Here is a 25502-nt window from a genome sequence, read left to right as displayed (position 1 = left end):
GCCCCCTTTCGCTTTTCCCTTCCCTTCCGATCGGGTCCGCTTTCCGGGGCTCCCCGCCCCGGACTCGCCCCACCAGCCTTTCTTCCCTCAACCCGAGGTGATCTCCGTATGGCCACTGTCCTGTCCGTCTCCGGCAGTCCGTCCCCCACCTCCCGCACGGCCCGGCTGCTGCGCCATCTGGACGGCCGGCTCGCCGCCCAGGGCCACCGGGTGACCCCGCTCGACGTCCGTACGCTGCCTGCCGAGGCGCTGCTGGGGGCCGACTTCGGGCATCCCGCGATCGTCGCGGCGCGGCGGCTGTTCGAGGAGGCGGACGGGGTCGTCATCGGTACGCCCGTCTACAAGGCCGCGTATTCGGGGCTGTTGAAGTCCCTGCTGGACCTGTTGCCGCAGTACGCGCTGGCGGACAAGACCGTGCTTCCGCTCGCCACCGGCGGGTCCGTCGCGCACGTCCTGGCCATCGACTACGCGCTGCGGCCGGTGCTCTCCTCGATGGGCGCGGCGCATGTGGTCCAGGGCTGGTTCGTGCTCGACCGGCACATCTCCGTACAGCAGGACGGTTCGGTCGCGGTCGATCCGGACGCGCGGGAGGCGCTGGACCGGGTGGTCGACCAGTTCTCGCTGGCGCTCGCGCCGCCGCGGCCCGCCCCGTCGGCCCAGACGCAGACGCAGACGCAGACGCAGGCGCAAGCGCAAGGGCAGGCGCAGGGGCAGGCATCGGGGCCGGGGTCGGGGTCGGGGTCGGGTTCCGGGGTGGGGTCCGCCTCGCCGTCCGCGGCCGGTGTCTCCGCCGTGGCGGCCTGACGATGGCCGGCGCGGTGACCGGCGCGGTGGCCGGTGCGGTGGCCGACCAGCGGTCCGGCGCGGTCGGCCGGGGGGCTTCGGGCGCGCCGGCGCACGTCATCGGTGACGACGCCGAGGCCCTCGCGGTCGCCGCCGGGCTGGCCGAGGAGTTCCGGGCCGGCGCCGCGGCGCGGGACGCGGAGCGGGCGCTGCCGCGTGCCGAGGTCGACCGGCTCTCGGCCTCCGGGCTGCTCGCGGTCACCGTGCCGCGCGCGTACGGTGGCGCCGAGGTGTCCGCCCGCACGCTCGCTGAGGTCTTCCGGCTGCTGGCGGCGGCGGACCCGAGCCTCGCGCAGATTCCGCAGAGCCACTTCGTCTACGTGAACGTGCTGCTCCGTCAGGGATCGTCGGCGCAGCGGGAGTTCTTCCTCGGAGAGGTGCTGGCCGGGCGGCGGTTCGGCAACGCGCAGTCGGAGAAGGGCACCGAGCACGTCCAGGACATCCGAACCCGGCTGACCCCCGAGCCGGACGGCTCGTACGTACTGACCGGTGAGAAGCACTACGCGACGGGCGCGCTGTTCGCCGACTGGATTCCGGTGCTGGCGCGCTTGGGAACGGCGGCGGGCGCGGGGGCGGGGGGTGTGGCGGCGGACGCGGCGCAGGACGGTCCGCTCCATGTCGCGTACGTACGGAGCGACGCGCCCGGTGTGACCGTCCTGGACGACTGGGCCGGCATGGGCCAGCGCACCACGGCCGGCGGGACGGTGCGCCTGGCGCGGGTGGCGGTGGCCGCCGATCGGGTCGTACCGCATCATCTGACCTTCGAAGGGCCGCAACTGCACGGCGCCTTCGCGCAGTTGCTGCACATGGCCATCGACGTGGGGATCGCCTCGGGCGCGCTGGAGGAGGCCGCCGCGTTCGTCCGTACCAGGAGCCGGCCGTGGTTCGAGGCGGTGGGCGAGGGCTACGGCACCGCGCCCGATGACCCGCTGCTCGTCCAGCGCTTCGGCGAACTCGGCCTGCGGGTGCGGGCGTCGGCCGCTCTCCTCGCGGCGGCGGCGGACGCCGTGGACGCCGCCGGCGCCGACCTGACGGACGCGACGGCCGCCGAGGCGTCGATCGCCGTGGCGGCGGCCAAGGTCCACGCGGCCGGGGCGGCGGTGGAGACGGGCAGCGCGCTGTTCGAAGTGGCGGGGACGCGGGCGGCGGACGACGGGCTCAATCTGCACCGCTACTGGCGCGACGCCCGTACCCACACCCTGCACGACCCGGTGCGCTGGAAGGTGTGGCACATCGGCCGGTACGTGCTGACCGGGACGCCACCGCCGCGCCACGGGCTGCTCTGACCCGGCACTTCCGCGTATCCGCCGCGTATCCACGCCGTTCCACGCCCACTGGAGAGTTCATGAGCCTCACCTTCCACTGGTTCCTGCCCACCTACGGCGACAGCCGCCATGTCGTCGGCGGCGGCCACGGTGTGCCCACCGGGGTGCCGGGCGCGGCCGGGGGCCGGCGCCCCGCCGACCTCGGCTATCTGGCCCAGATCGCCCGGGCGGCCGAACAGCTCGGCTTCGAGGGCGCCCTCACCCCCACCGGCGCCTGGTGCGAGGACGCCTGGCTGACCACCGCGATGCTGGCGCGCGAGACGGACCGGCTGAAGTTCCTGGTCGCCTTCCGGCCCGGCTTCGTGGCACCGACGCTCGCCGCCCAGATGGCCGCCACCTTCCAGCGGCACGCTCCGGGCCGGCTGCTGCTCAATGTGGTCACGGGCGGGGAGAGCCACGAGCAGCGCGCGTACGGCGACTTCCTCAGCAAGGAGGAGCGTTACGCGCGCACCGGCGAATTCCTCGACATCGTACGGTCGTTGTGGCGCGGCGAGACGGTGACCCGGCACGGCACACACCTGCGGGTGGAGGATGCCCGGCTGACCCGGCTGCCCGATCCGGTGCCCCCGGTCTACTTCGGCGGCTCCTCCGAGGCGGCGGGCGAGGTCGCGGCCCGGCACAGCGACACCTATCTGACCTGGGGCGAACCGCCGGACCAGGTCGCCGGGAAGATCGACTGGGTGCGCCGGCTCGCGGCGCGGGAGGGCCGCACCGTACGGTTCGGCATCCGGCTCCACGTCATCGCCCGCGACACGTCCGAAGAGGCGTGGGCCGAGGCCCGCCGCCAGCTGGACGGCTTCTCCCAGGACGCGATCACCGCCGTACAGGCCGGACTCTCCCGCAGCGAGTCCGAGGGCCAGCGCCGCATGCTGGCCCTGCACGGCGGTTCCACGGACGGCCTGGAGATCTCCCCGAACCTGTGGGCCGGCATCGGCCTGGTGCGCGGCGGCGCGGGGACGGCGCTGGTGGGCTCGCACACGGAGGTGGCGGACCGGATCGTGGAGTACCACCGCCTGGGAATCGACGAGTTCGTCATGTCGGGCCACCCGCATGTGGAGGAGGCGTACTGGTTCGGCGAGGGCGTCCTGCCCGTACTCGCGAAGGCCGGCCTGTGGACCCATCCGGCGGGCCCGGACGCACGCGAGGGGACGGAGACGGACGCGGTGCCGTTCGCGGCGGGGGTGGGGCGCGGTCGGTGAGGGGCGGCCGGTGAGGGGGCGGGTCGGTGAGGGGGCGGGTCGGTGAAGGGGCGGGCCGGTGAAGGGGCGGTCCGCTCCCTGCCCCGGCCTCGTTCAGCGGAAATCGGGCGATGGAAATATGATGAATGCGGGGATCTGTCCCAGGGGTCCCTTCCGCACGCCGTCGTGAGGCACGCCGAGAGGCACACCGCGCGGCGGTCCATGACCACGTATCCCGGAGAGCGGTGCATGACCCGGCGTCGCCCCAACCCGTCCGCGAGCGCCGACGACCTGCTGACCACGCTCGGGCAGCTCACCGCCCAGGCACGGCAGGGGGCCGAACGGCAGCACGCCAGGGTGGAGCTGGCCGAGGCGTTGCAGCGGGAGATGCTCCCGGCCGTGCTGCCCGCGCTGCCGGGACTGCGCGCTGCCGCGCGTTACGTACCCGCCAGGGACGGTCTCGACATCGGCGGCGACTGGTACGACGGCTTCCGGCTGCCGGACGGGGCGCTCGCGTTCTGCGTCGGCGACGTGCAGGGCCACGATGTGGAGGCCGCCGCGATCATGGGACAGGTGCGGATCGGGCTGCGGGCCGTGGCCGCGACCGCCACCGACCCGGGCGAGGTGCTCGGCCGGGCCAACGATCTGCTGCTCTCGGTGAACTCCAGCCTCTTCGCGACCTGTAGTTTTCTCCGTTTCGACCCGGCCACCCGCGAGCTGGAGAGCGCGCGGGCCGGGCATGTTCCGGCCGTCTGGGCCCAGTCCGACGGGCAGTGGGGCGTCGCCGAGGACCCGGGCGGTCCGCCGCTGGGGGTGCAGCCGGGGGAGGTGTATCCGGTGACGCGGCGCAGGCTGGCCGGTGCGGGGGTGGTCGTCCTGCTCACGGACGGGGTGATCGAGGGGCCGTCGTTCGCCATCGACGAGGGGCTGGCCCGGGTGGCCGCCCTCGCCACGGCGGCGGTCGCCGGCGTCCCCGGAGCGGCGGCGGGGCCCGGCGAGCTGGCCACCCAGGTGATGCGGGTGGCCGGGCTGACGGGCCACTCGGACGACGCGGCGGTGCTGGTCCTGTGGCACGACGAGGCGCGGCCGGAGGCGGCCGGGTAGCCGGGGGCCGGCGGCCGGCGGGCAGCGTGTCTCGGCCGAGTCGGGCGGCCCGCGTTGTCTCATGGCCGGTGTGGAGCGCACCGAGGAACCCCGAAATCCGTCGTCCCGTCCGCCGCACGCCGGCGGCGCCGGCCGTGGTGACGGTGGCGGTGCCGCTCGTGGGGCCGGCGGCGGTGACCGCCATGGCCGTGACCGGCACGTCCGAGGCATCCGCCGGTTCGGCGCGGACGCGGTACGGATTCTCGCCGTCGCCGCCGCCTACTGGGCGGTCGGACAGCTGGGGCTGCTGAGACAGGTGGTCATCGAGGGGACGGTCATCACACCGCTCTGGCCGCCCACGGGCATCGCGCTGAGCAGTCTGCTCCTGCTGGGCATCCGGGTCTGGCCGGGGATCGCGATCGGGGTGCTGCTCTCCATCGCGACGATCGGCCCGGTCCGCCTCACCGACCTCGGCGTCATCGCGGGGAACACCCTCGCGCCCGTCTGCGCCTTCCTCCTGCTCCGTACGGTCGGTTTCCGTACCGCCCTCGACCGGCTACGGGACGGCGTGGCCCTGGTGTTCCTGGGGGCGCTGGCCGGGATGCTGATCAGCGCGACGACCGGTACGGGCGTGATGGTGCTCAGCGGCAGGCTGCCGCCGGACGGGTTCTGGTCGACCTGGTCGGCGTGGTGGACGGGCGACGCGATGGGCGTACTGATCGTCACCCCGCTGATCCTCGTCCTGCGCAGGGCCCGGCTTCCGCTGCCCCGCGAACCGCGCCGCTGGGCGGAGGCGACGGTGCTGGCGGTCGCCGCCGTCGCCCTCACGCCCTGGGCCACCAGAACCCCGCTCTGCCTGCTCTTTCTCGTCTTCCCGCTGCTCATCTGGGCCGCCCTGCGCTTCCAGCTGGCCGGCGCCGCGCCGTACGCGCTGCTCGTCTCCGTACTGGCCGTCTCGGCGGCGATCGACCGCGTCGGCCCGTTCGCCGACCACAGCCTCGTCGAGATCATGATCAGCCTCCAGGCCCTCAACGGCGCCACCGCCCTGACGGCCCTGCTCCTCGCGGCGATCGTCACCGAGCAGCGCGACATCCGGCGCAAGATCGAGCAGGCGTGCCTGGACCTGGCGGAGGTGGTGGCCCACCTTTCCCCGGCCCCGTCCCCGTCACCGTCACCACGTCCACCGGGCCCGGCGGACCCGGGCCCGGCGGGCCGTTGAGGGGCCCGCGGGCTGGTCAGTCCCCGCTCGGCCCGCGGGCCCGCTGACCGGTGTACGGCCGGACGGCAGCGCGTCCACGAACAGCGCCGCCGAAGACGCCCGACGCCCGACGCCCGCTGCCCGCCGCCCTGCGCCCCGGCCGGATGTTCGCATTCAGAGGAGCAGGAACACCGCCGTGATGAAACCGGCGATGAGGGCCGCCGCCACCCCGATCACACACCCCGGACTGTTGGCGAGGTCGGAGAGGCGCTTCGCGAGGGTGGGCGGGGGCGTACGGGTGGGAGGCGGCGCCGGGCGCACGTTGACCGGGGGGCGCCTCACCGTCGGCGTCGCGGGAGGTGCGGCGACCGGCGGGGGGACGGGTGAAGCGACGGACGGCGGTGCGGTGGTGGGCGGCACGGCGCTGGGCTGCGTGGTGTTCCGGCTCATCACATCGCGCAGAATCTGCTGCCACAACGCCGGTGGGAGATCCGGGGCCACGCCGTCGACGGGCTGGACGATGGTCCACTGGAGCCAGTCGGCCGCCGCGGGCCGGCGGTCCCGGCTCATACGGTGCAGCAGCTCACGCAGATCCGCCAGATAGCGTCCGTCCCTGGCCAGCGGGGCGACGGCCCAGTTGAAGAGGTCGGCGGCGCGCCGGGTCGCCTCCGGGCGGGAGAGCAGCCCGGTGCTCGGGCCGTTCCGGGTGAGATACAGGTCGTTGCGGAGCACCTCGGCGCAGATCCTGTGCCGTACGTCGTCCTCGCGAACCCGGCGGCGATCGGGGTCGCTCAGCTCACGCAGCAGCAGCTCGACGGCGTCCGACTCCACCGCAGCGCGGCACAGCTCGGCCACGAGCCGCTCGTCGGACAGGCCGCGCAGCCGCTCCGGGAGCCGGTCCGCCGGCCGGTCGCCCCGCGCCGCGTCCGCACGCCGGTAGGCGCGCAGGTCCTCCCGGAGCGTCGGTTCGTCGTACGCGGCCGGGGCGGCGGCGGGCGGCGGCGACACCGGTGGCGGTGCCGCCCGCCGCGGCTCCGGGTACGGCTCCGGCGCCGGGGGCGGCGGGGGCGGCGGGGGGTCCGACGCCGGGCGCTGTGCCGGGGCCACCGGCCGGCGCGCGGTCGACAGGATCCGTCCCAGTGCCTCGCGCCGCCGCGCCCAGTCCAGCGCCGCGCCGTCCGGCAGCTCCTGGACCAGCTGCGGCACACCGGGCCCGGCCGTCGGATACGCGAGGACGTGATCGACCAACCGGACCGCCCACTCGTGCTCGCGCCGCGGCGTGTCCGACATGCGCCCGATGACCCGGGCCAGCGGCCCCGACTCGCCCGCGTCCGGCTCCCAGCGCGGCACGCACGTCAGCCGCAGCGGATGCGTGTCGACGGTGTCGTAGGTGGCGAAGGTCCACTCCCGGCCCAGCCATGGGCCGAAAAGCAGGAACAGGCCGAGGTAGACGAGCGGCGCCGCGTCCTGGTGCGTTCGGTCGGGCAGCCGCACTCCGTCGGGCAGCCGCACCTCGTCGGTCAGCAGCGAGATGCGCTGCGCCGGGTCGCGCAGCCATTCGGCCGTGACCAGGATCAGTGTGTTCCTGACGGCCGGCAGCAGCTCCCGCATCCCGGGCAGTCTCTTACGAGCCGTCGTCTCCAAGTCCTCGGCGGTCAGCGGCCGTTGCTCACCCTCCGCCTTCTCGGTCTTCTCCTGGTATGCCCAGCCGCCGGACGCCAGCCCCAGACACAGCCGGGTCTTCAGGATCGCCGCGTCACCGATCAGGACGTTGCTGACCGTACTGGGCCGGCCGCCCCGGTCGGTGGTGGGCCAGCGCTGGGCGAGCATGACGTTCCCGTCGCGGGAGAAGGTCCGTACGAAACTCGGCCTGCGCAGGCCCTGCGTACCGGACACCCACAGCAACGGGCCCAGCTCCCGCCCCAGTTCCTCGGCCCGCTCGGCCGAGCAGGAGTGGGAGACGGCCTTCATTCCCGTGCTCTGGCGGCCGTGGTTGCCGTCCCACCGGAAGACCACCTGGTGCACCACGCCCCCGGCGCTCGTGCCGACCGCGGCGCCCTGGTCCGGCCGGCCGTACGGGCGGTCGCCCACCGTGCCGCCCTGGAAGTCGGTCATCCTGCCTCTCCTTCCGCGTAGTCCGCGTAACCACCGAATCCGCCGGCCGCCGTCGTCGGCACCGTCTCGAACGCCGGCCCCGGCCCGGCGTCCGGCGCCGCGGCGAACCACCCCGGCCCGCCCCGCACCTCGATCACCCCGCGCATCGCCAGCAGCGACAGCAGGGGTCCGAGCACCCGGCGGGGCCGCACCCCCGCCGGATAGCGCCCCCGGTCCTCCTGGCCGCCGGTGGCCGACGCGACATGCAGGGTGCACTGGCGGATCGCGTCGAACGGGCGCAGCCACGCCTGGCCGGCGTGGTGGCGCAGCAGCCCGTACACGTCCTGGCTCTCCTCGCGCAGCAGCGCCGGGTCGATCGCGCCCGCCGGGGGCGGCGGCTCGCTCAGCCACCGGTCGACCGGCGGCCGGAAGCGCAGCAGGTCCGCCTTGGCGAGCACCACGGCCGCCGCGACATCCAGGTAGGGGCCGTTCTTCGGCAGCCGGTCGAGTACGGTGCCGAACGCCAGGTCGCCGTCCCGGTTCACGTCGAGACCCCAGCGTTCCCTGGCCGGGTCCAGCTCCGGCAGCGGGAGCGCGAGCGCCGGGTCGACGACGAAGACCATGGCGTCGACGCCCAGCAGGAAGCGGAGCGCCGCGTCCGTCCGTACGAGGTCCTCGCCGCCGAGATCGAAGAAGGCGACCGGCCGCACCCGCCCGTGGGCGTCGGTGAGCAGCAGGGACTCCACGAAGCGGGCGAAGCCGTCCAGGCCGAGCGCGCCGGTGTGGTCGAGAACCCGTCCGCTGCGCAGTGGCTGCACCCGTTCCCGCACGAACCGCGCGTGCTGCTCGGGGTTGACGGACTGCCAGGTCAGACCGAACGGTTCCAGGCCGCCGTCCGTGATCTCCGCGATCATCTGGGTCAGGAGGTGGCTCTTGCCGGTGGAGGACTGGCCGACCATCGCCACCGTCAGCGGCTTGCCGTACATCAGGTACGGCACCGGGATGAAGTGCTCGGGGAACCCCGGATCGGCCGCGCACTTCTGGACGGCGCCGCGCATGACGTCCTGGCGGCGCAGCGGGTTGCCGATGCCCGCGAGATCCAGCGGCTGGTACTGCATTCTGCTGTCGGTGACGAACAGGGCCTTCAGGTCGAGCTGGATGGTCTCCAGGCAGTACGGGCAGAGCACCTGGCCGCTGTCGTCGGCGGCGGGTGTCCCGGGCGCCCGCCGGGCCGTCCCTACGTACGCCTCGCCGCCACGCGTCTCCCGGTCCTGTGCCTTCTGCCACAGCGCCTGGGCGAACGCCTCCCGGTGCGGGTGCGTCTCGTCGGCGGGCACGGTCAGCGCGACGCGCCGGGCCGCGCCCGGGGCCAGCAGGTCCAGCAGCCGGTCGGGCGCCGGCCGGTCCGCGGCCAGCGGGGCGAAGGCCCCGCGCAGCGTCTCGGCGAGCATCCGGTGCTGGCCGAGATCGGCGGGGGCCCGGTCGGTGGCGCCCGGCCGTCCGGTGGCCAGCTGGTAGAGCACCTGGGCCGCGCTCCACACGGCGTCCCGGGCGTCCACGAGCCCCTCGCCCCTGCGCTGTTCGGGCGAGCAGTACGGCGCCCGGCCCCACGGGGTCCGCGGCCGGCCGGTGTGCGCGACCCCCTCCAGCCCCCAGAGCTGGAGGGACGTGCCGTCCCACCGGACGGAGGCGGGGGAGATGCCGCGCGGCACCAGGCCCTGCCCGGCCAGCAGGCACAGGGCCAGCAGCAGATCGCGGGCGAGGACGCGCTGGTCGGCCGCGCCCATCACATGCGTACGGGCAGCCGCTGTTCCGCGCGGCGCCTCGTACAGCAGGAACGGCTCGGCGCAGTCCAGGTCGTGGCCGATGACCCGGGGGAAGAGCGGCGCGTACTCGGTGGCGTCGAGGGCCCGGTGGAGCCGCAGGGCGGTGCCGGCCTCGGTGTCGAGCAGGGAGCGCGCGGCGGGGTTGGCCGCGTCCGAGGCGGTCAGGCGCACCTGGACGCACTGCTGCCCCTCGTCGTCGAGCAGAGCGTTCCGGGCCCGCTGGGGCAGCAGCGGGTCGCGGCGCGACTCGCGGCCGAGGCGGACGGGGGCGGTGCGGCGGCCTCCCGAGGGCGTGGTGAAGGCGAGCGTGGTGTGCTGGGGCGGCGGCGTCGGCGGCCCGGAACGCGAGGTGTCGCTCACCACCGGTCACTGTCCTTTCGCGCGCGGGACCCGTCGGGCCGGTGCGCGTCCTGTTCGGGCACGCTCCGCCGGGAAGCGTCGTGCGTGCCGGGCGGGTAGTACGTGTCGTAAGGCTCGTCCGCGCCCGTCAGGTCCGGTTCGGCACCGCGGTGCGAGCGCACGGTGTCCACCACGCCCATCCGCAGCGGCGTGAGCCGGATCAGCCCGGCGTACCGTCCCGACGACGTCCACAGCGGTTCCCCTGGCGGGACCGTGCCGCTCGCCTGCCACGCGGTCTCGACCTCGGCGCGCACGGCCTCCGGGGCGAAGCGGATCCACACCGCCGCCGCCGGGTCGCGGCTGAGCAGAGAGCCCTGTTCGGGCGAGGAGAGCTGCACCACGGCCTGCCGGTCGGCCTCGGCGCCGACCAGTTCGGCCGGCCGGTGCGGGTCGGTGCCCAGCAGGTTCGCCGAGGAGGCGCGGGGGCGGTCGGCGGCGGTGAACGGCGGCGGGGCGAGGACTCCGTTGCGCTGGAGGTGCCGGCGGGCCGTCGACAGCAGGTCGCGGACCCGCTCCTCGGTGCGCCGCAGGGCGTGCGCGCCGGCCTGGCCGCGCTCGACGGCGCCCCAGTAGGGCGTCATCGCGACCATGGCGGCGTCCGCCAGATCACGGGCCAGGGTGACGACCAGCTCCGGTCCGCCCTCGCCGCTCTCGCGCTCCAGCCAGCGCGGGGCGCCGGTGGAAGAGGCGGAGGGGGTGTCCGCCCACGCCGCCGGAGCGGGCGGGGCCTCGGGGGCGTCCTGCCGCCCGTAGGCGCTCGCCCAGTCGTCGGCGTCGGCCCCGGAGCCGTACGGGGCGAAGGCGTCCGGCTCCAGGGCCGACGCCCCGGCCAGCCAGTCGTCCGCGTCGAAGGGCCGGAGGTCCGGCGCGTCGGCGGCCGGGCCGGTGGGCGCGGCCATCGGCGCCGCCGCGGCCACGGGCACCGCCTCGGCGTCGGCGGCCGACGCCGTCGCGCGCAGCATGCCGGCGACGGAGCGCGCCGCGTCCGCGCAGTACAGCCGCTCCTCGGCGGCCCAGTGCTCCCGTACCGCCTCGGCCAGCAGATCGTCCAGCCCGCCCAGCGCCCGGCGCAGCGCGGCCGTCCCCCGGCCCGCCGCCCACGCGCCGGCCGCCTCCCGCCACAGCCGGCGTGCCGTCTCCACCGCGAGGCCGACGCCCAGCAGCAGCCCGGTGGCGCCCACCCAGACCGGGGGCCCGGTCAGATACGCCACAACGGCTCCGGCCACCGCTCCGCCGGCCGCGGCGACCCACAGCACGCGGGCGTGTCCCGCCAGGAGCCCGCTCGGCGCGTCGCCCCAGGCCCGCCCGCCGCGGCGTCCCGCGCCCGGCAGCCGGGCCGCGCCGAGCGTCAGCAGTCCGATGAAGACGAGCGGGACGACCGAGGCCAGCGGCAGGAACGCGCCCTGCCACACCGCGCCGAGCAGCGCCGAGACGGCCACTGCCGCCGTCGCCCTCGCCGGCGGGTCGGAGAACGGGCCGTACCCTCCGTACCCCTCGTCCACCGAGCCGGTCACCTCGGCCGTGTGCGCGTCCAGCTTCGGCACCAGCGCCGAGCCCGGCACCGGCTCCACCCGTCCGGCGAGCCCGGTGAAGCGCTGGGCCACCGCCCGCAGGGGCAGCCCCTGTTCGAGCAGCCGCTTGGCGAAGTCCCGCAGTCCTTCGCCGATCCGCTCGCCCACGCCCTCCGCCGACGGCACCCGCAGCCCGAGCGCGGCGAGCCGGGCCGCCGTCTCAGCGGCGGACGGGGGCGCACCGGAACCGGCACCGCCGCGCAGCGCCGTACCGACCAGCTCCCGGTACTCGTCGAGCGCCCGCCGGGCCTCGGCGAGGTCCGCCTCGAACGCGGCGGCGCGGCCCGTGCTCAGCAGTCCGGGCAGGGCCCGCAGCCCGGCCAGCGCGTACTCGGCGTCCACGAGGGCTCGCGCGCTCGCGTGGTACGCCCCGTCCGCCACCCCGCCCGGCTCCCGGTGCGGCTGTCCGTGACCGGCCCGGGCCGCCACCAGCGCCCGGAGCGCGGACGGCAGTTCGGCACCGGACCACAGGGCCTCCGGCAGCTCCGGCGGCGGTTCGGCGTCCACACCGGAGAAGCGGGTGAGCGCGTCACGCCAGGCCCGGTCGCGTACCTCCGGCGGCAGGTCCTGCTCCAGCAGCCGCACCCCGGGCGCGGCGGCCGAATCGGGCAGCGACCCGAGCACGTCGAGCACCTCGCGGAACACGTCGGGGACCGACAGCAGGTCCACCAGGACCGCCAGCGCCGCCGGGTCGTCGGGCTCGGGCCGCTCCAGCGCGGTACGGGCCGAGCGCAGATCGCCCGCCCACAGCAGGGCGGTGCCGGAGGTGCGCAGCGTCGCCGGGCGCACCAGCCGCCGGTCCGGCCGGAACGCCTCGTCCTGACCCGCGTACGAGCCGGGCGAGCTGCCCACCAGCAGGACCAGCGTCCTGATCTCGCCCACGGCCCGGTAGGCGGTGAGGAGTTCGTACTGACGCTGGTGGTCGGTCAGTCCGGCCGGGGTGTCGACCACCAGGAACAGCGGGTCGTCGGGCTCCGGCAGGCCGGCCTGGCCGAGCTGCCGGGCGATCCGGTCGCGCAGGGCGGTGGCGGTGGCGAGTTCCGCCGCCCCGAAGCGCAGGTCCAGGTGGACGACCGTGTCGGTCTCCTCGGGGGTGCTCACTCCGCGTCTCCGTCCCAGGGGTTGTGACGGTCGGCGGCGCGGTCGCGAGCAGGGGGGCGCGTACGGTCCCCGCCGGAGGCATCGGCGGAGCCGTAGGGGCGCCCGGCGCCCGGATCGTCGTCCCACGGCACCGCCGGACGCTCCGCGCCGTGTTGCCGCGCGCCGTATCGGTCCTCGCCGTACCGGTCCTTGGTGTACCGGTCCTCGGCGGCGCGGTTCTTGGCGTCGCGGTCCTCGCCGTACCGGTCCTCGGCGTCGCGGTCTCCGTCGTACCGCGCTTCCCCGCCGTACCGGTCCTCGGCGTCGCGGTCTCCGCCGTACCGCGCCTCCCCGCCGTACCGCTCCCCGGCGGCCCGGTCCGTGCCACCGGCCCGGTCGCCGTCGCCCCCGTAGCCGTCCCCGTCCCCGGTGGCCGCCGGCACCAGGGGCGCCGTACCCCAGTCGTCGTCATCGGCCGCGGAACGCCGGGGCTCGGGCAGCTCCTTGCGCGGCCGGGGCTTCGGCGTTCCGCCGCGCACGTGCTCCAGCAGGGTGCGCAGGGTCGGCTGGATCGCCCCCTTGTCGCCGAACTCGGTGTCGAGCGCGGCGGGCAGGGTCACCGCCCAGAACTCCCACCGCGGCCGCACCCATCCCTCGGCGCGCTCACCGCCGCTCTGCCGGCGGGCCGCGAGCAGCTCCAGCTGGCGCGGCGCGATCCTCTCGACCAGCTCGACGAAGAGCGGATGCGGTTTCCTGCCGTCCCTGGCGAGGTCGAGCGGCTGGGCGGCCATCAGCCCGCGGCAGTAGTCCTCGACGGTCCGTTCGTCGTCGAGAACGGTCCAGCGCTCGTACGCGCGCAGCAGCTCGGCCCAGCTCGACAGTCCGCCGCCCGGCGCCGCGTCCCGCGAGTCGCCCAACCTCAGCCGGACCCCGGGCACATGGCTGCCCTCCTCGGGGAAGAGCCGCAGCCGCACCCGCGCCGGTGACGCGGGGTCGCCGTCGGCCACCTCCACCTGGCCGTTCCACAGGCAGCACAGCAGCCGGTGCAGGATGGCGCGGCGGTCGTCCTCGGAGCTGACCATCCAGTCGTCCTTGTACCCCAGCCGCTGCCGCCACCGCAGGACGTCCTGGGCCTGCTCGGAGTCCTTCGCCCTGGCCCACTGGCGCAGCACCTTGCGGGCTTCGGGCACCTGGGTCAGGCTCATCTCGCTGCGGAAGAGGACCACGGTGATCGAGTCGCTCTCCACCGACCGGTACTCCACGGAGTTCTTGCCGTCGGAGGGGAGCCCCAGCGTCTTGCCGAGGAACTCCTCCACCTCGTCGACGCCCTGGACGCGCGGGTAGGTGACGAGGATGCGCAGCAGCCCGGTGCCCTCCGGGGTGAAGCCGACCGGCAGCAGCCCGGCCAGTTTGCGGCTGAACAGGTCGAGTGCGTCCCTGCTGACCTGGTCGGTGGCTTCCGCGTCGCCGGCGGCGGCGGCCAGCAGCGTGCCCATGGACGGCAGCAGCGGACGCTCCTCCAACTGCTCACCGCGCTCGGTGAACAGCCGGGTGACGCGGGTCTCCAGCTGGGCCTTGACGGTCGAGACCGCGCTGTCCGGGTTGCGGCGGCTGAGCCCGTGGACCGTGCGCCAGGTGTCCCCGTCGACCAGCTTGAGCAGCAGGGCGGCCTCGTCGTCGCTCTCGGCGAGGTTCTCGCGGCGGATCAGCCGGGCGACCAGGTCCTCGTAGAAGTAGTTCAGGGTGCGCTGGGGCGGCAGCAGATACGAGATGCCGGTGCGGTCCTCGTAGAGTTCGAGGCCCTTCTGCGCGGACACCTTCTTCTCCGTCTCCGAGTGCTTGTGGAAGGCGCTCAGCAGGCGGGCGAGGTCGGCCCCGGCGGCGTCGGCCTGCGGCTGCCAGCGCCGCTGCTGCTCCCGCCAGGCGTCGTGCCACACGGCCCGGCTGCGCCACTGGTACCAGGCGTCCTGCTCCTGGAGGGCCGCCTGGACGTCGTCGTCGCCCCACCGGGCCGGAGACATGCCGGCCAGCCGGCCCTTGATCCTCGGGACCTTGGGCGGCTGTCCGTTCACCCCCGGCGGGCGCTGCGGGGTACGGGCCCGGCTGTTGAGCATGCCGAGGAAGCCGTCCCGGACGATCGAGTCGTCGCTGTGCGGGATGCCCCTGACGACGCGTTCGGCGAGGAAGGGGTCGACGCTCTGGAGGAGCTTTTCGACGGCGGGGCGCGGGGAGAACCGCTCGGCCATCGAGGCGGTCTTCTGCTCGGCGACGGCCTGGAGCGCGGACAGCTGCCGCTGCATGTCACCGACGCGCTCGCCGAGTGCCAGCTCGATCGCCCGGCCGCCGCGCGGCAGCGGCTCGGGCTCCGGTACGGGCAACTGCTCGCGTTCCCAGAGGTCTTCGAGGTGGGAGTCGGCGAAGAGCTGCCGGATCAGCGGCACCGCCCCGCGCGCCGGGGTACGGGGCCGCTCCACCAGAGCGGAGACCGCCTCGCGCAGCAGCCGGCCGGCCACCAGGTCGGCGAGCTGTTCCATCGGGGCGGTCATGGAGGCGACAAGACTGGTGGAGACGCCCTGGCGGCCGATGCCGGTGGGGGAGGGGGCGCTGCGGTGGACGCCCCGGTTGATGAAGCTCGCCGCGAAGGTCTGGAAGTCGTCGGACGCCATCGTGCGGCCCCGGGTGCCGCCCGGGCCCCGTCCGTCGCCCAGCTCGGTGCCGATCAGTGACAGCACCAGGGAGACGATGGAGCGGCGCAGGTCGTCCTGGCGGATGCCGGCGGTCGGGCTGAACAGGAAGGCGGTGGGCAGGATGCCGGTGCCCAGCCGGATCGGCGGGGTGCCGCCCGGGTAGCGGATGCCGTGCTGGTCGTCGGAGTCCAGGTCGGCGCCCTCGGTCGGCGCGTTCTGCCCGTCCACCAGCCGGAAGAGATCGACGAGGGCGCGGGCCGCGTTGAGGTCCGCCTCCTGACCGCCGCCGGTGGCGGAGGAGAACGAGGACGGCATCACGACGAGCGGATAGATCTTCACGCCCTTGAAGCGGCGAATGCGGAAGGCTTCGTTGATCAGGTGCAGATAGTCCAGGAAGATCCCGGCGCCGGTGCCGCCCGCCACCGAGAAGGCGACGAACACGTCGCAGCCGTTGACCTTTCCGCCGCCCAACTGGCTCAGCTCGCCGCCCGCCTTGGCCATCGCGTCGATGGCCTGGAGCAGGGGTTCCAGGACCGGCCCGAGGCCGTGCCGCAGGGTGGCGAACAGGGCGGCGCGCCCGACGGTGGGCAGTTGGCCGGCGCCGTCGCGCAGCGGGGTGACCTCCGGCTCGTCGACGCGCGGCGGCAGCCATCCGGCCACCTCGTCGCGCAGGCTCGCCCGGAGCATCTTGGTGACTTCCGGTGAACTGTCGAAGTTCGGCAGCAGGTTGTGGGTGGCGCGGGAGGTACGGGCGTACGCGGCGCGCTGCGAGGCGTGCACGTTGTACAGCGGCAGCCGCTGGAGGTCGGTCTCGCTGTAGTCCGCGTACACGAACTGGAGGCAGTCGGGCAGTTGGTAGGGGGCGTGGCCGCTCAGCTGGCTCAGGGCGGTGCCGTCCGGGCCGCACAGCTCGGCGCGCAGTCGGCGTTCCAGCTCCGCGCCGACCAGACCCCCGGTGCCGCCCAGGCCGACGAAGAGCATCGGCTGGAAGAGTTTCATGGTGTGTTTCCTCCTGCTTCGGCCGTATCGGCGGCCGACTTGTCCTCGATGCGTCTGGGGAGCCCCCGTGCGGTGTGTCCGCCCGGAGGCGCTGTACGGGGGGCGGTGGGCGGGGCGGGCCGGTGACGCGCCGGCCCGCCCGGCCGGTCACCGGTACATGTCGTAGGCGCTGTCGCCGCCCTGGCCGCCGGTGGGGGTGGTGGGGGTTCCGTCGGAGCCGGAGTCGGTGCCGGCCGGGGCGGTCCGGCCGGGGACGGGCCCGGACCGCGTCCTGAAGCCCCGCTTCCCGCCCGGCCCGCCGCCCGGCTTGCCGCCCGTCCTGCGGCCGGGCCTGGTGTCCTCGCCCAGGGACAGGCTCAGCGAGTCCATCAGGGGCACCTGCCCGCGAGCGGGCAGCCGGGTCAGCCCGCTGCCCCGGGTCCGCAGAACGGCCCCGCCCTCGGGGCTGCGCCGCACGGCGAACGGCCCGTTGGCGCGCCGCTCGATGCGCGGGCTGCGGTGCGGCTCGACCACGGCGAACTCGTACCACTGCTTCGTCCCGTGCCCCGCCGGGTGCCGGCTCAGGACCTCCCCCTGGTCGGAGACCAGCTGGAGTACGAGACCGAACGGATCCCGGCGCGTACGGCGCTGCCGCAGCCAGGTCATGACCGCCACGCCGGCCAGCACGGCGAGCCCGGCGGCGAGCAGGAAGGCCCACCAGTACAGCGTCCAGAGGCCGGGTTCCGGTGTGACCCGCACCGGGAGCGAGGAGCGCACCAGCGGGCGGTCGCCGTCCGTGGTGTCGACCACGGTGGCGACCCCGCCGAGCCGCAGTCCGCCGTTGTCGAGCCGGCCCCCGAAGGCGTCCGCCTCGGCGACCTCGACCGTGACCCGGGGACGCGCGGACTCGCCCGGCTTCACCACGATCTCGGCCGGGGTGAGGGAGAGCAGGCCGGGCGCGAGGTCGGTGACGGACAGCCGCAGGGTGTGCGGGGTGTCGGTGTTGTTGTGGACGGCGAGGGAACCGGTGATCCGGTCGCCGGGGTGCACGTCCGCTTCGGGCAGGGAGAGCGCGGCGGTGACGGCCGGCACGCCGGGCGCGACCCGGCCGCTCTCGCTGCGGGTGTCGGCGCGCAGCCCCGACGCGGTCAGCGTGCCGCTCACCTTCAGCGCCCCGGCGGCGCTCCGCGGGATACGCGCGGAACCGGTGAACGCCCCGTCGCCCGCCGTACGGTCGGCGCCGTCGCCGTCGTCGGTGAGGCGCAGCGGCACCGCCGCGAAGCCCTCCCCGGTCAGCTCACCGCTGACCCGGAGCCCCGCGTAGTCCTTCGGGTCGGCGATCTCGTACCCCTCGCGGGTCTGCAACCGCATGGTGACCGTGGTCCGGCGGCCGGGCTCCGGCGACGGCGGGTCCATGGTGATCGAGCCGCGCAGCTCGCCCTGCCACAGCACGCTCACCCCGACCGGCAGCGAGCGGTGTCCGTCGGGGGCCTCGGCCTTCACCTTCCAGATGCCGGGCACCGGGTCGACGATCTTCAGGGCTTCCACGTTGTCACCGGCACCGGCCAGCTCGAACCGCGACTTCTCGTACGTTCCCGAGGCGGGCACCCGGTGCCCGAGCGGGTCGATGTAGCTGATGGTCACCTTGGGGTCGCCCTTGTCGACGACGATGCTGCCCACGGTCGCCAGCGGTGAGATGGCGACTTCGAGGGTGGCGGGCGGCCGCTTGCTGTCGCCGCGCTGATAGCGCAGGCAGTGGGCGGCGGCGAACGCCTGCTCCAGCATCGGGCCGACGTCCTTCGCGCCGGAGACCTTGCGGGCCTTGGGGCGGGCGGAGGGCAGCTCGACGCAGCCCTTCTGGTAACCGCCGGCGGCCATCCGGTCGAGCTGCGCCTTGTCCGGGGCCGGGCCGAAGCCCAGCGGCCAGATCTGGACCCGCTGGTCGGCGGCGTCCTTCAGCGCCTGCTTCAGCTGCCGCTCGCCCTCCTCCTCGCGGTGCGACGCGGCTCCGTACTTGGGGCTGTCGGTGACGTCCAGCACCCCGTCGGTCAGGAGGAACAGCACGCGGGGCACCGACTCGTCGGTGTCGTTGCTCAGTTCGTGCACCCCCTGCCGGATCGCGGCCGGGAAGTCGGTGCCGGTGCCCTCGCTCTTTCCGCGTCCGCGCAGTCTGCCGACGCACGCGCCGATCGACTCGCGTCCGGCGGCGTCCAGGGCGGTGCGCGGGCAGACCGGGTCCACCGCGCTCTGGCCGTCGGACTCGGCGGCGGCGAACCCGAAGACCGTGACGTTGGACGTCGCGGAGACGTCGCCCAGCGCGATCCGCGCCGCGGCGGCCTTCTCGGCCTTCATGTCCTCGGCCGCGAGGCTGGCGGACTCGTCCACGGCGACGACGTAGTTGACGGCGGGGAAGGCCGGCTGGGAACCGGCCGCGGGCACCGTCCGATGGCCGTCCGGAGCCGGCGCGGAGAGGAGCAGAGCCCCGGCGCCCAGCACGCCCAGCAGCCGCGACACGCGGAGCGCGCGGCGGCGCCCCCGGCCTCCTTCCGTCTTCCGTCTGCTGCCGACTGATTCCACGGTCTTCCCCTCAACTTCGCTTCGATACGAGTGGGTTGTGCGTGCGGATGGGTACGCGTGCGAGTGGCGCGTACGAGCGGTGTGTGCCGGGCCCGGTCAGCGCGCGGTCATGGCCCAGACCAGCGCCAGTGCCACCGCGGGGGCCAGCGTGGCCGTTCCCCACCGGATGGCGCGGTACTTGGCGGACAGGATGGTGCTGGCGTCGACGGCCTGTATGAGCAGCCAGCGGGCCGGGTCCCGGGCCGCGTCGGCGATCTCGGCGTACAGCCGCTCGTGGTCGAGGGGCGGCACCAGATCGGCGAAGAACGTCACCCCGTCCCGGTCGCGGACCGTCCCCGTACGGGGCATGAGCGCCCGTACGAGAGCGATCACCGCGACCGCCCACAGCAGCACCGCGAGTGCCAGCGTGAGGTCGGCGGGGCCGTGCCAGTCGGGTGCGCCGTGCCGGGTGATCAGGAACGCGGGCAGCGCCAGCGTCCCGGAGAGCAGGATGCCGGCCTTCGTGTCGGCGCGGCCGAGGTCCTCCCTGACCGTGGTCAGTAATCGTTCGGCTATGCGCTCCCCCGCCCGGTCGTGGCCGTGCAGACCCCCGTCCGGCACCGGCACGATCGGGGCGGGGGAGGTACGGGTGGCCGCGTCGTCGTTCACTGGTCCTCCTCGGCCCAGGACCAGCCGTCGTCCCGGCTCCGGCGGCGCGGCGGTCGCGGTGCCGCGTCCTGGATGCCGTCGAAGCGGTCGGTGTCGCCGATGTCCTCGACGTGGTCGGTGTCGCCGGAGTCGTCTGCCGGGCGGGTCCGCCGGTCCGCCCCGGCCGGCGGTTCGTCCGCCACCCAGTCCGGGGTGAACGGCGCTTCGCGGGACGGTTCGAGGCGCGGGGTGTCGCGCCGGGCGGGCAGCGAGCCGATGGGCCCCTGGATCGCGGGACGGCCGTGGACCGAGCGCTGACCGTGGTTGAGGAGGTCCAGCGCCTGCGACTCCACTTCGTTGGAGTGGAGTTGGCCGCCGGCGACCATCGCGAAGATCCGTTCGACCCGGTCCTTCTCGTCCTGCCGGCCCTCCTGGCGGATCTTCTCCAGGAAGTTCCTGGTCTCCGGGTCGGTCGCCATCATGTAGCTGAGCTGGAACAGCTCCCCGCCCTGCAACATGGTCAGGATCCTGTTCTGACGCACCTGGGTCAGCTCCGCCGACGCGTTCGCGTCCCGGATGCCTTCCACGTGGTGAATCGTTCTGTCGTCCACCCGGAGACGTACGTAGAGCCTGACCCGGAGCCCGAGTTCGCCGCCCAGGTCGTCCCAGCGTCCACCGGCGCAGTGCCCGGTGATGGCGCGGTTGGCCTCCTCCGCCCGGTTCACCGGGAAGTCCGCCGACACCTCGCGCAGCCGCTCCAGCGTCGGCGCGGTGAGCCGTTTGGCGACATCGGTCACGACGGCGACGGCGGCCAGATGGGGATCGGTCACGGACCAGTGGATGTCCACCTCCGCCTTGAAGAACGTGGCGCCGCCGGCCGCCGGAAGCTCCATCTGGAGCGTGGTCTCGAAGGTGCCGAGCGCGATCTCGCAGATGGTGAACGGCCTGGCCAGGGCCCGCTTGTCGTAGTGCTGGACGCCGGAGACGGTGGCCACGCTGTGACCGCCGTTCCGGTAGAACAGCACCAGGGCCGTACGGGCGCTCGTCGGCCGGACCGGGCCCGCGGGCCCGTAGTCCCGCAGATAGGGGCCCGCGGGCGCGGGTCCGCCGGCGGCGTCGTCGCCCGCCGCGCTGTCCTCCCCGGCCGTTCCGTTCGCCCGGTACCGGTCCTCAGCCATGCCTGTCCTCCTCGCCCGTCCGGTCCCGGGGCGGGGCGGCGAGCCACCAGAGGGAGCGCGCCTGCGCGTCGGGGAGCGGATTGTCCGGATCGTTCATCATGCGGCGCAGCAGCCAGTCCAGCCGCCGCCTGTCGTGGTCCTCGCTCATCAGCGCGGGCAGCAGCGCGGCCAGTCCCGGCCGCGTCCACTCCGTGCCGTTCCCGCGCACGGCGGAGCGCAGCAGCCCCGCCAGCGCCTCCATGGCCACGTCCTTCGACCGCGCGGTGTTGAGCGCGGTCCAGAGCAGATCGGCCATGGCGGGGACGAGGTCGGGGCGGGTGACCGCCAGGGCGAGCGGCAGCGGCCAGTCCGCGTGGTCGCCCAGCGCGGAGCCGGGCTCGTCGTCCAGCACCTCGGCCACCACGGTCGTCGCGAACCGGACCGTGGTCACCAGACCGAGGTCCTGGTGGGTCTCGTCCCGGTGGTGCGCCCAGCCGGCCATGGCCCGCAGCACCGCCGCGCTGTCGGGGAGGGTCAGCAGCCGTACGACGTTGAGCGAGACGATCGCCAGCTGATCCCCCTTGTCGCGGACCCCGATCCGGGCCAGCGCGGCCAGGGTGTCGTCCGTCGAGGCGGCGGCGTTGCCGTACCCCAGCGTCATCGCCGCCGTCCAGCGCAGCGACTTCGTCCCGTACCGGCTCCAGTCGTCGATCAGCTTCCGCACCGCCTTCCGGTGCGAGGCGTGGCCGGCCGCCTGGTCGAGCGTGGTGGCGGCCGAGATCCGGCGGCGCGGGACGGCGCCCTCGGCGAGCGGCCGGATCAGCTCCGCGTATCCGTGGTCGAAGTCCCGTACGCACAGCTCCCCGGCCGCCACCGCCGCGCGCATCCACACCTGGGGGCGGGGATCGTCGGCCAGCAGACGCAGCCAGCGCACGAGCGGCGCCCGTACGGGAAAGTGCTGATCCCAGACCTCGGCCAGGACGACGGAGGGGAGGGCGGAGCCCCGGTAGCGGATCAGCCGGGCGGGCACCTCGGCGCCGGCCACCTCGATCCGTCCTTCGACCAGCTCGGCCCGTGAGAGCAGGGCGTCGGAGTCGGGGTCGTCGCAGAACAGCGGGCGCGCCGGGGTGCGGTCCGGATCGCTCTGTACGGAAAGCTCCCAGGTCAGCAGATGTGCGGCGGCGGCGACTGCGCTGTGCGTGGCCCCGCTGAGTACGGCCAGCGCGATACGGAACGCCACCGGGTGGAAGAGCGCGGCGGCCCGCGGGCGCGTGGTGCCGCCGCGGTCGTCGTCGCCGCCGTCAGGCCCGGCGGCGGAAGGCGCGGCGAGCGCGCGGTCCACTCCGGCGAACCACTCCCTGGCCTGCCCGGAGGCGAGGCTGCGGCAGCCGGCGAGGAGTTCGTCGTCGGTGACGGTCGCCCGCAGACGACCGGCCAGCAGGGAGGCGAACAACTCGGCCTCCACGGGGCGCAGATCCGTGAGGCCGACGGCGTCCCGGACATCCGGGCGGGCCGCCAGTTCCTCGGCGCGGCGCATCAGGTCGGCGACGCCGGAACCGTCGGCCGCCGCGGAGGCGTCGCCCGGCGTCGAGGCGATGTGGTCCTCCAGCCGCTCGCGCAGCCGGGTGGCGAGCAGTTCAGCCGTCGGGACGGGCGGGCAGAACATCCCGTACCGCCCGGCGAGCAGCGCGTTCGCCGCCGCACCGGCCGTCACGACGATCACCGCGAAGGCCCCGCGGGCGTCCAGCTCGGCGGCCAGCCCGTCCAGGTCCAGCGCGTCGGGCGGTGGCGTGTCGCGCTGGTCGGGCGACAGCTTCAGCAGATATCCGGTGCCGCGCCGCGTCCGCGCCTCGGCGCCGCCCGGCGCGTCCGGCCCGGTCAGCTCGGCCCGCAACTTCCGCACCCCGCCGACCGGATCGACCCGCGACACGCGGTGCCGGGCACCCGTTCCCGACCCCGGCTCCGCCCCGCCGTCCACGGGGCCGGGCGACTCGCGGCGGGTGACCTCGTCGAGGAGGGAGAGCGCGGTGCTGGTGCGCCCGGTGCCGGGCGCGGCGACCAGCACCAGCAGCCGGTGCGCCACGAGCGCCTGGCGCAGCTGGACGTATCCCTTCGGCTCCATGTGGATGCGGCGGATGCGGCGCAGCTCGTCCTCGGGTACGGGACCGGTGCGCATCTCCGTACGGGGGCGCTGGCCGTCCAACCGCAAGTGGACGTCGCCGATATGGGCGCTCGCGATGATCGAACGGTCGAAGGTGGCGAGGTCCCGGCCGGTGGTGTACATGTTCCGGGTGGAGCGGCGGGCCCGTGAGGCGGCGGCGAGATCGGTGGTCCCGTCGTCGCTCTGCTCCTCGGCCAGTGGGTCCCGGGTGTGCTCCCTGAACCGGCCGGCGGCGTGTGCCCGCTCCTGCTCGGCGGCCTCGGCGGCTTCGGCCGCCTCCCTCTCCCTGTCGGTGGGGCGCGCCTCGCCGTGGTCACCGCCCGCCCGGCCGTCCGCGACACCGGGGGCGGGGGCGGGGGCAGGGACGGCCGGCTCGTTGTCGATCATGAGGCTCAGCCCTTCCGGCGGCCGGCGTCGCCGATGGTCCGGCCGATGTGCACGGGCTGGTGGTAGACGTTGTCCCGGTGCTGGGACATGTCGCCCCGTACGGAGTAGCGCGCGCCTTCGTGGTCGTCGTCCACGTCGTCTTCCACGTCGTCGTCCACGCCGTCATAGGGGTCCTGCGAAGTCTCCCGGTACGGAGTCGCGAAGCCGGCCGGAGCTGCCGTACCGCCGGGCCCGGCCGTGCTGCCGTTCCCGGCCGTACCGCTAGGTCCGGCCGGGACGGCCTGCTCCACCGGGCCGTCCGGAATCTCCGGAGCGGGCCGCCCGGGGAGGTGGAACCACGCGGTGACCTCACCCTCGCCGGGCTTGAGCGGGAGCCGGGCCGACGCGTAGCGCGAGGGCTCGATGAACTTGCCGCCGCCGCTGACCACGTCGGCGTACAACGACTCCGACACCACCAGGACGAGATCGGCCCGCTCGGCCTCCAGCAGCCACCGGGCCGGTCCGGAGTCGGCGAGCCGGCAGGCGAGGTCGACCGCGCGCCCGCTGATGCCCTTGTCGTCGTGGCGCACCGGCCCGACGTGCATGCCGATCCGCAGCCCCAGCGGCACCCGCAGCGCGCGGTTCTCGTCCCGCAGCTTCTCGTGCGCCTCGACCAGCCACAGACCGAGCAGCCGGGTCACCGGAACACGTGAGGGCACCGACAGCAGCACCCCGTCGCCGCGGTCCTCCATGTGGTAGGCGGTCCGTGCGACCTTGGCGTGGGCGAACGCCGTGTCCAGCACCCGGTAGATGCGGGCGCGCAGCTGCGGTCGCTCGACATCCTCGTACCCCCCGGACCGCCGCGCGTCGACGTTGATCACCAACTCGTAGTGCGCTTCGGTGACATCCCTCGTGTCGTCCACCCCGTACTCCTTCTGCTTGTTCCGTTGCTGTGCCGCACCGTCCTCACTCAGCGTCGGGCGCGGGGCGGAGGGTGTCTGTAGCCGTTTACACATGCCGGAGTGGGGGTTTCTCCTACCTCCGCTGCTCCGGTGTCTCCTGATGACCGGTGCGGCGGTCAGGCCGGCCGTGGCCGTCCGGACTGTCGTGGCCGTCGGCGAGCAGCGCGAGCAGCTCCGGGTCGAGGATCTCCACCACGCGGTTGCCCGTACGCACGATCCGCTGGGTGCGCAGCAGCCGGAGGGCCTTGGCCACGGCCTCCCTGGTGGCTCCGACGGTGGCGGCCAGCTCGTCCTGGGCAAGATGCACGGCGGTACCCGTGTGCGGGGCGCTCACGGCGGCGGGGGTGTACGGGCCCGAGGGTTCGGCGCGGGACAGTTCGGTGAGCCGGCGGGCCAGGCGCTGGAGAACGGTGAGAGAGGCGAGCGAGTAGCGCTCCTGGTCGGCGCTGCGGAGCCGGAAGGTGAGCTGCCGTATGACCAGACCGCTGACCCGGGGATGCTGGGCGAGGAACCGGCGGAACGCGTCCCCGGGGATGACCAGGGCCTCCACCGGGCCGAGGGCCCGTACGGTGGCGCTGCGCGGATGGCTGTCCAGCGCGGCCATCTCGCCGAGCAGTTCACCGGGACCGCGCAGGCCGAGTATCAGCCGCGTCGCACCACGGTCCGTCGCCACGGAGACCGTCACCCAGCCCCGCAACATGATCACGATATGACTCGACCGGTCGCCCTCGGTCAGCAAATGGGCGTCGGCCGGATAGTGCTTGCGATGTCCGAGTGCCGTGACGCTCTCGTTCTCCTGAGCGGACAGAGCGCGTGCGAACGCCACCTCGTCGCCAAGCAGCCCCATGTCCACTCCCCCCGTGGCAGTTCGGACGGCTGAATTGCGTTGGCGTCTTTTCGTTGGCGTTGATGGTGACAGAGCGACATGTCACAGAGTCCCGATTACGCCATGTTGACGCTACCGGCCGGTATTTACCGAACTGCCAGGTGGACGCCCTGAGCCCGCCGGGCCCGATGCACACCCACAACACCCGCCACACCCGTCACGCCGCTCCGACTGTCCGGTCTCCCTGTCTCTGGTCCCCTGCTCCCGAACGACGCCGAGGTCAGCCCGTTTCACCGGCCGAAGCGGGCCTGCGCGGACGGCGAATCGGGCAGGGCTGAGGACTTGGCGTGAAGTCGGGTTTCCGCCGTGGCACGACGTGCAGACCGCGACAGAGGTGCCGTACGGGCTCTCGACTGCCCCCTAAGCTGGGAGGATTTCGCCCGCGGTCCCTTCCTCACCGAGCCTTCGAAACGGCAACGTCGGCCGTCAGTGCGAAACGCGTCGCTCCCGTCCCCGAACAGCGTCGCGGTCGCCGCCGGCCTGGTTGCGCTGCCGTCGGAGAGG

14 protein-coding genes and 1 pseudogene are annotated in these 25502 nt (G+C 74.5%); 5 read left to right on the top strand and 10 right to left on the bottom strand.

Annotated features, from left to right (window positions below; all coding sequences use genetic code 11):
• Nucleotides 1-108: 108 nt before the first annotated feature.
• The 5 genes and pseudogenes from ssuE to ACFY6S_RS18080 all read left to right on the top strand — a co-directional run.
• Nucleotides 109-630 (top strand): annotated as a pseudogene (gene ssuE, locus ACFY6S_RS18100) (NADPH-dependent FMN reductase); the annotation flags it as partial.
• Between the two features lie 176 nt (nt 631-806).
• Nucleotides 807-2129 (top strand): SfnB family sulfur acquisition oxidoreductase, encoded by a 1323-nt coding sequence (locus ACFY6S_RS18095; protein ID WP_388817715.1) that lies wholly within the window; start codon nt 807-809, stop codon nt 2127-2129.
• A gap of 59 nt (nt 2130-2188) precedes the next feature.
• On the top strand, nt 2189-3367 hold the full coding sequence (locus tag ACFY6S_RS18090; RefSeq protein ID WP_388817712.1) for an LLM class flavin-dependent oxidoreductase: 1179 nt from the start codon (nt 2189-2191) through the stop codon (nt 3365-3367).
• A gap of 228 nt (nt 3368-3595) precedes the next feature.
• Nucleotides 3596-4450, top strand: coding sequence for a PP2C family protein-serine/threonine phosphatase (locus ACFY6S_RS18085; protein WP_388817710.1), 855 nt, complete (start codon nt 3596-3598; stop codon nt 4448-4450).
• Between the two features lie 208 nt (nt 4451-4658).
• Nucleotides 4659-5648 (top strand): MASE1 domain-containing protein, encoded by a 990-nt coding sequence (locus ACFY6S_RS18080; RefSeq protein ID WP_388818082.1) that lies wholly within the window; start codon nt 4659-4661, stop codon nt 5646-5648.
• A gap of 153 nt (nt 5649-5801) precedes the next feature.
• On the opposite strand, the gene ACFY6S_RS18075 is transcribed toward ACFY6S_RS18080, so the two are convergent.
• The 10 genes from ACFY6S_RS18075 to ACFY6S_RS18030 form a co-directional block, all read right to left on the bottom strand.
• Nucleotides 5802-7742 (bottom strand): hypothetical protein, encoded by a 1941-nt coding sequence (locus ACFY6S_RS18075; RefSeq protein ID WP_388817707.1) that lies wholly within the window; start codon nt 7740-7742, stop codon nt 5802-5804.
• Nucleotides 7739-9907, bottom strand: a complete 2169-nt coding sequence (locus ACFY6S_RS18070) for a hypothetical protein (protein ID WP_388817704.1) — start codon at nt 9905-9907, stop codon at nt 7739-7741. Before ACFY6S_RS18070 ends, ACFY6S_RS18075 begins: the two co-directional genes overlap by 4 nt.
• Complete coding sequence (locus ACFY6S_RS18065) at nt 9904-12618, bottom strand: hypothetical protein (RefSeq protein ID WP_388817701.1); 2715 nt, start codon at nt 12616-12618, stop codon at nt 9904-9906. The genes ACFY6S_RS18070 and ACFY6S_RS18065 overlap by 4 nt, the downstream gene beginning before the upstream one ends.
• Nucleotides 12615-16283, bottom strand: coding sequence for a tubulin-like doman-containing protein (locus tag ACFY6S_RS18060; protein WP_388817698.1), 3669 nt, complete (start codon nt 16281-16283; stop codon nt 12615-12617). Before ACFY6S_RS18060 ends, ACFY6S_RS18065 begins: the two co-directional genes overlap by 4 nt.
• A gap of 147 nt (nt 16284-16430) precedes the next feature.
• Complete coding sequence (locus ACFY6S_RS18055) at nt 16431-18839, bottom strand: VWA domain-containing protein (RefSeq protein WP_388817695.1); 2409 nt, start codon at nt 18837-18839, stop codon at nt 16431-16433.
• A gap of 96 nt (nt 18840-18935) precedes the next feature.
• Nucleotides 18936-19487, bottom strand: a complete 552-nt coding sequence (locus ACFY6S_RS18050; RefSeq protein WP_388817692.1) for a Pycsar system effector family protein — start codon at nt 19485-19487, stop codon at nt 18936-18938.
• Complete coding sequence (locus ACFY6S_RS18045) at nt 19484-20644, bottom strand: hypothetical protein (RefSeq protein ID WP_388817690.1); 1161 nt, start codon at nt 20642-20644, stop codon at nt 19484-19486. Before ACFY6S_RS18045 ends, ACFY6S_RS18050 begins: the two co-directional genes overlap by 4 nt.
• A complete protein-coding gene (locus tag ACFY6S_RS18040; RefSeq protein WP_388817687.1) occupies nt 20637-23171 on the bottom strand; it encodes a hypothetical protein in 2535 nt (844 codons plus the stop codon). The genes ACFY6S_RS18045 and ACFY6S_RS18040 overlap by 8 nt, the downstream gene beginning before the upstream one ends.
• Before the next feature lie 5 nt (nt 23172-23176).
• Nucleotides 23177-24073 (bottom strand): hypothetical protein, encoded by an 897-nt coding sequence (locus ACFY6S_RS18035; protein WP_388817684.1) that lies wholly within the window; start codon nt 24071-24073, stop codon nt 23177-23179.
• Nucleotides 24074-24185: 112 nt separating this feature from the next.
• Entirely contained in the window at nt 24186-24959 is a 774-nt protein-coding gene (locus ACFY6S_RS18030; protein ID WP_388817681.1) for a Crp/Fnr family transcriptional regulator, read from the bottom strand.
• Nucleotides 24960-25502 lie beyond the last annotated feature (543 nt).

The sequence above is a fragment of the Streptomyces sp. NPDC012835 genome, from assembly GCF_042900885.1.
GTDB lineage: Bacteria > Actinomycetota > Actinomycetes > Streptomycetales > Streptomycetaceae > Streptomyces.
The sequence above is the reverse complement of the archived record's forward strand: the minus strand, read 5'-3'. Positions and strand labels throughout refer to the sequence as shown.

Excerpts from the sequence above, each read along its gene's own strand:
- ACFY6S_RS18030 (WP_388817681.1), bottom strand. The coding sequence starts at position 24,959 with ATGGGGCTGCTTGGCGACGAGGTGGCGTTCGCACGCGCTCTGTCCGCT.
- ACFY6S_RS18040 (WP_388817687.1), bottom strand. The coding sequence starts at position 23,171 with ATGATCGACAACGAGCCGGCCGTCCCTGCCCCCGCCCCCGCCCCCGGT.
- ACFY6S_RS18090 (WP_388817712.1), top strand. The coding sequence starts at position 2,189 with ATGAGCCTCACCTTCCACTGGTTCCTGCCCACCTACGGCGACAGCCGC.
- ACFY6S_RS18075 (WP_388817707.1), bottom strand. The coding sequence starts at position 7,742 with ATGACCGACTTCCAGGGCGGCACGGTGGGCGACCGCCCGTACGGCCGG.
- ACFY6S_RS18095 (WP_388817715.1), top strand. The coding sequence starts at position 807 with ATGGCCGGCGCGGTGACCGGCGCGGTGGCCGGTGCGGTGGCCGACCAG.
- ACFY6S_RS18060 (WP_388817698.1), bottom strand. The coding sequence starts at position 16,283 with ATGAAACTCTTCCAGCCGATGCTCTTCGTCGGCCTGGGCGGCACCGGG.
- ACFY6S_RS18085 (WP_388817710.1), top strand. The coding sequence starts at position 3,596 with ATGACCCGGCGTCGCCCCAACCCGTCCGCGAGCGCCGACGACCTGCTG.
- ACFY6S_RS18045 (WP_388817690.1), bottom strand. The coding sequence starts at position 20,644 with ATGGCTGAGGACCGGTACCGGGCGAACGGAACGGCCGGGGAGGACAGC.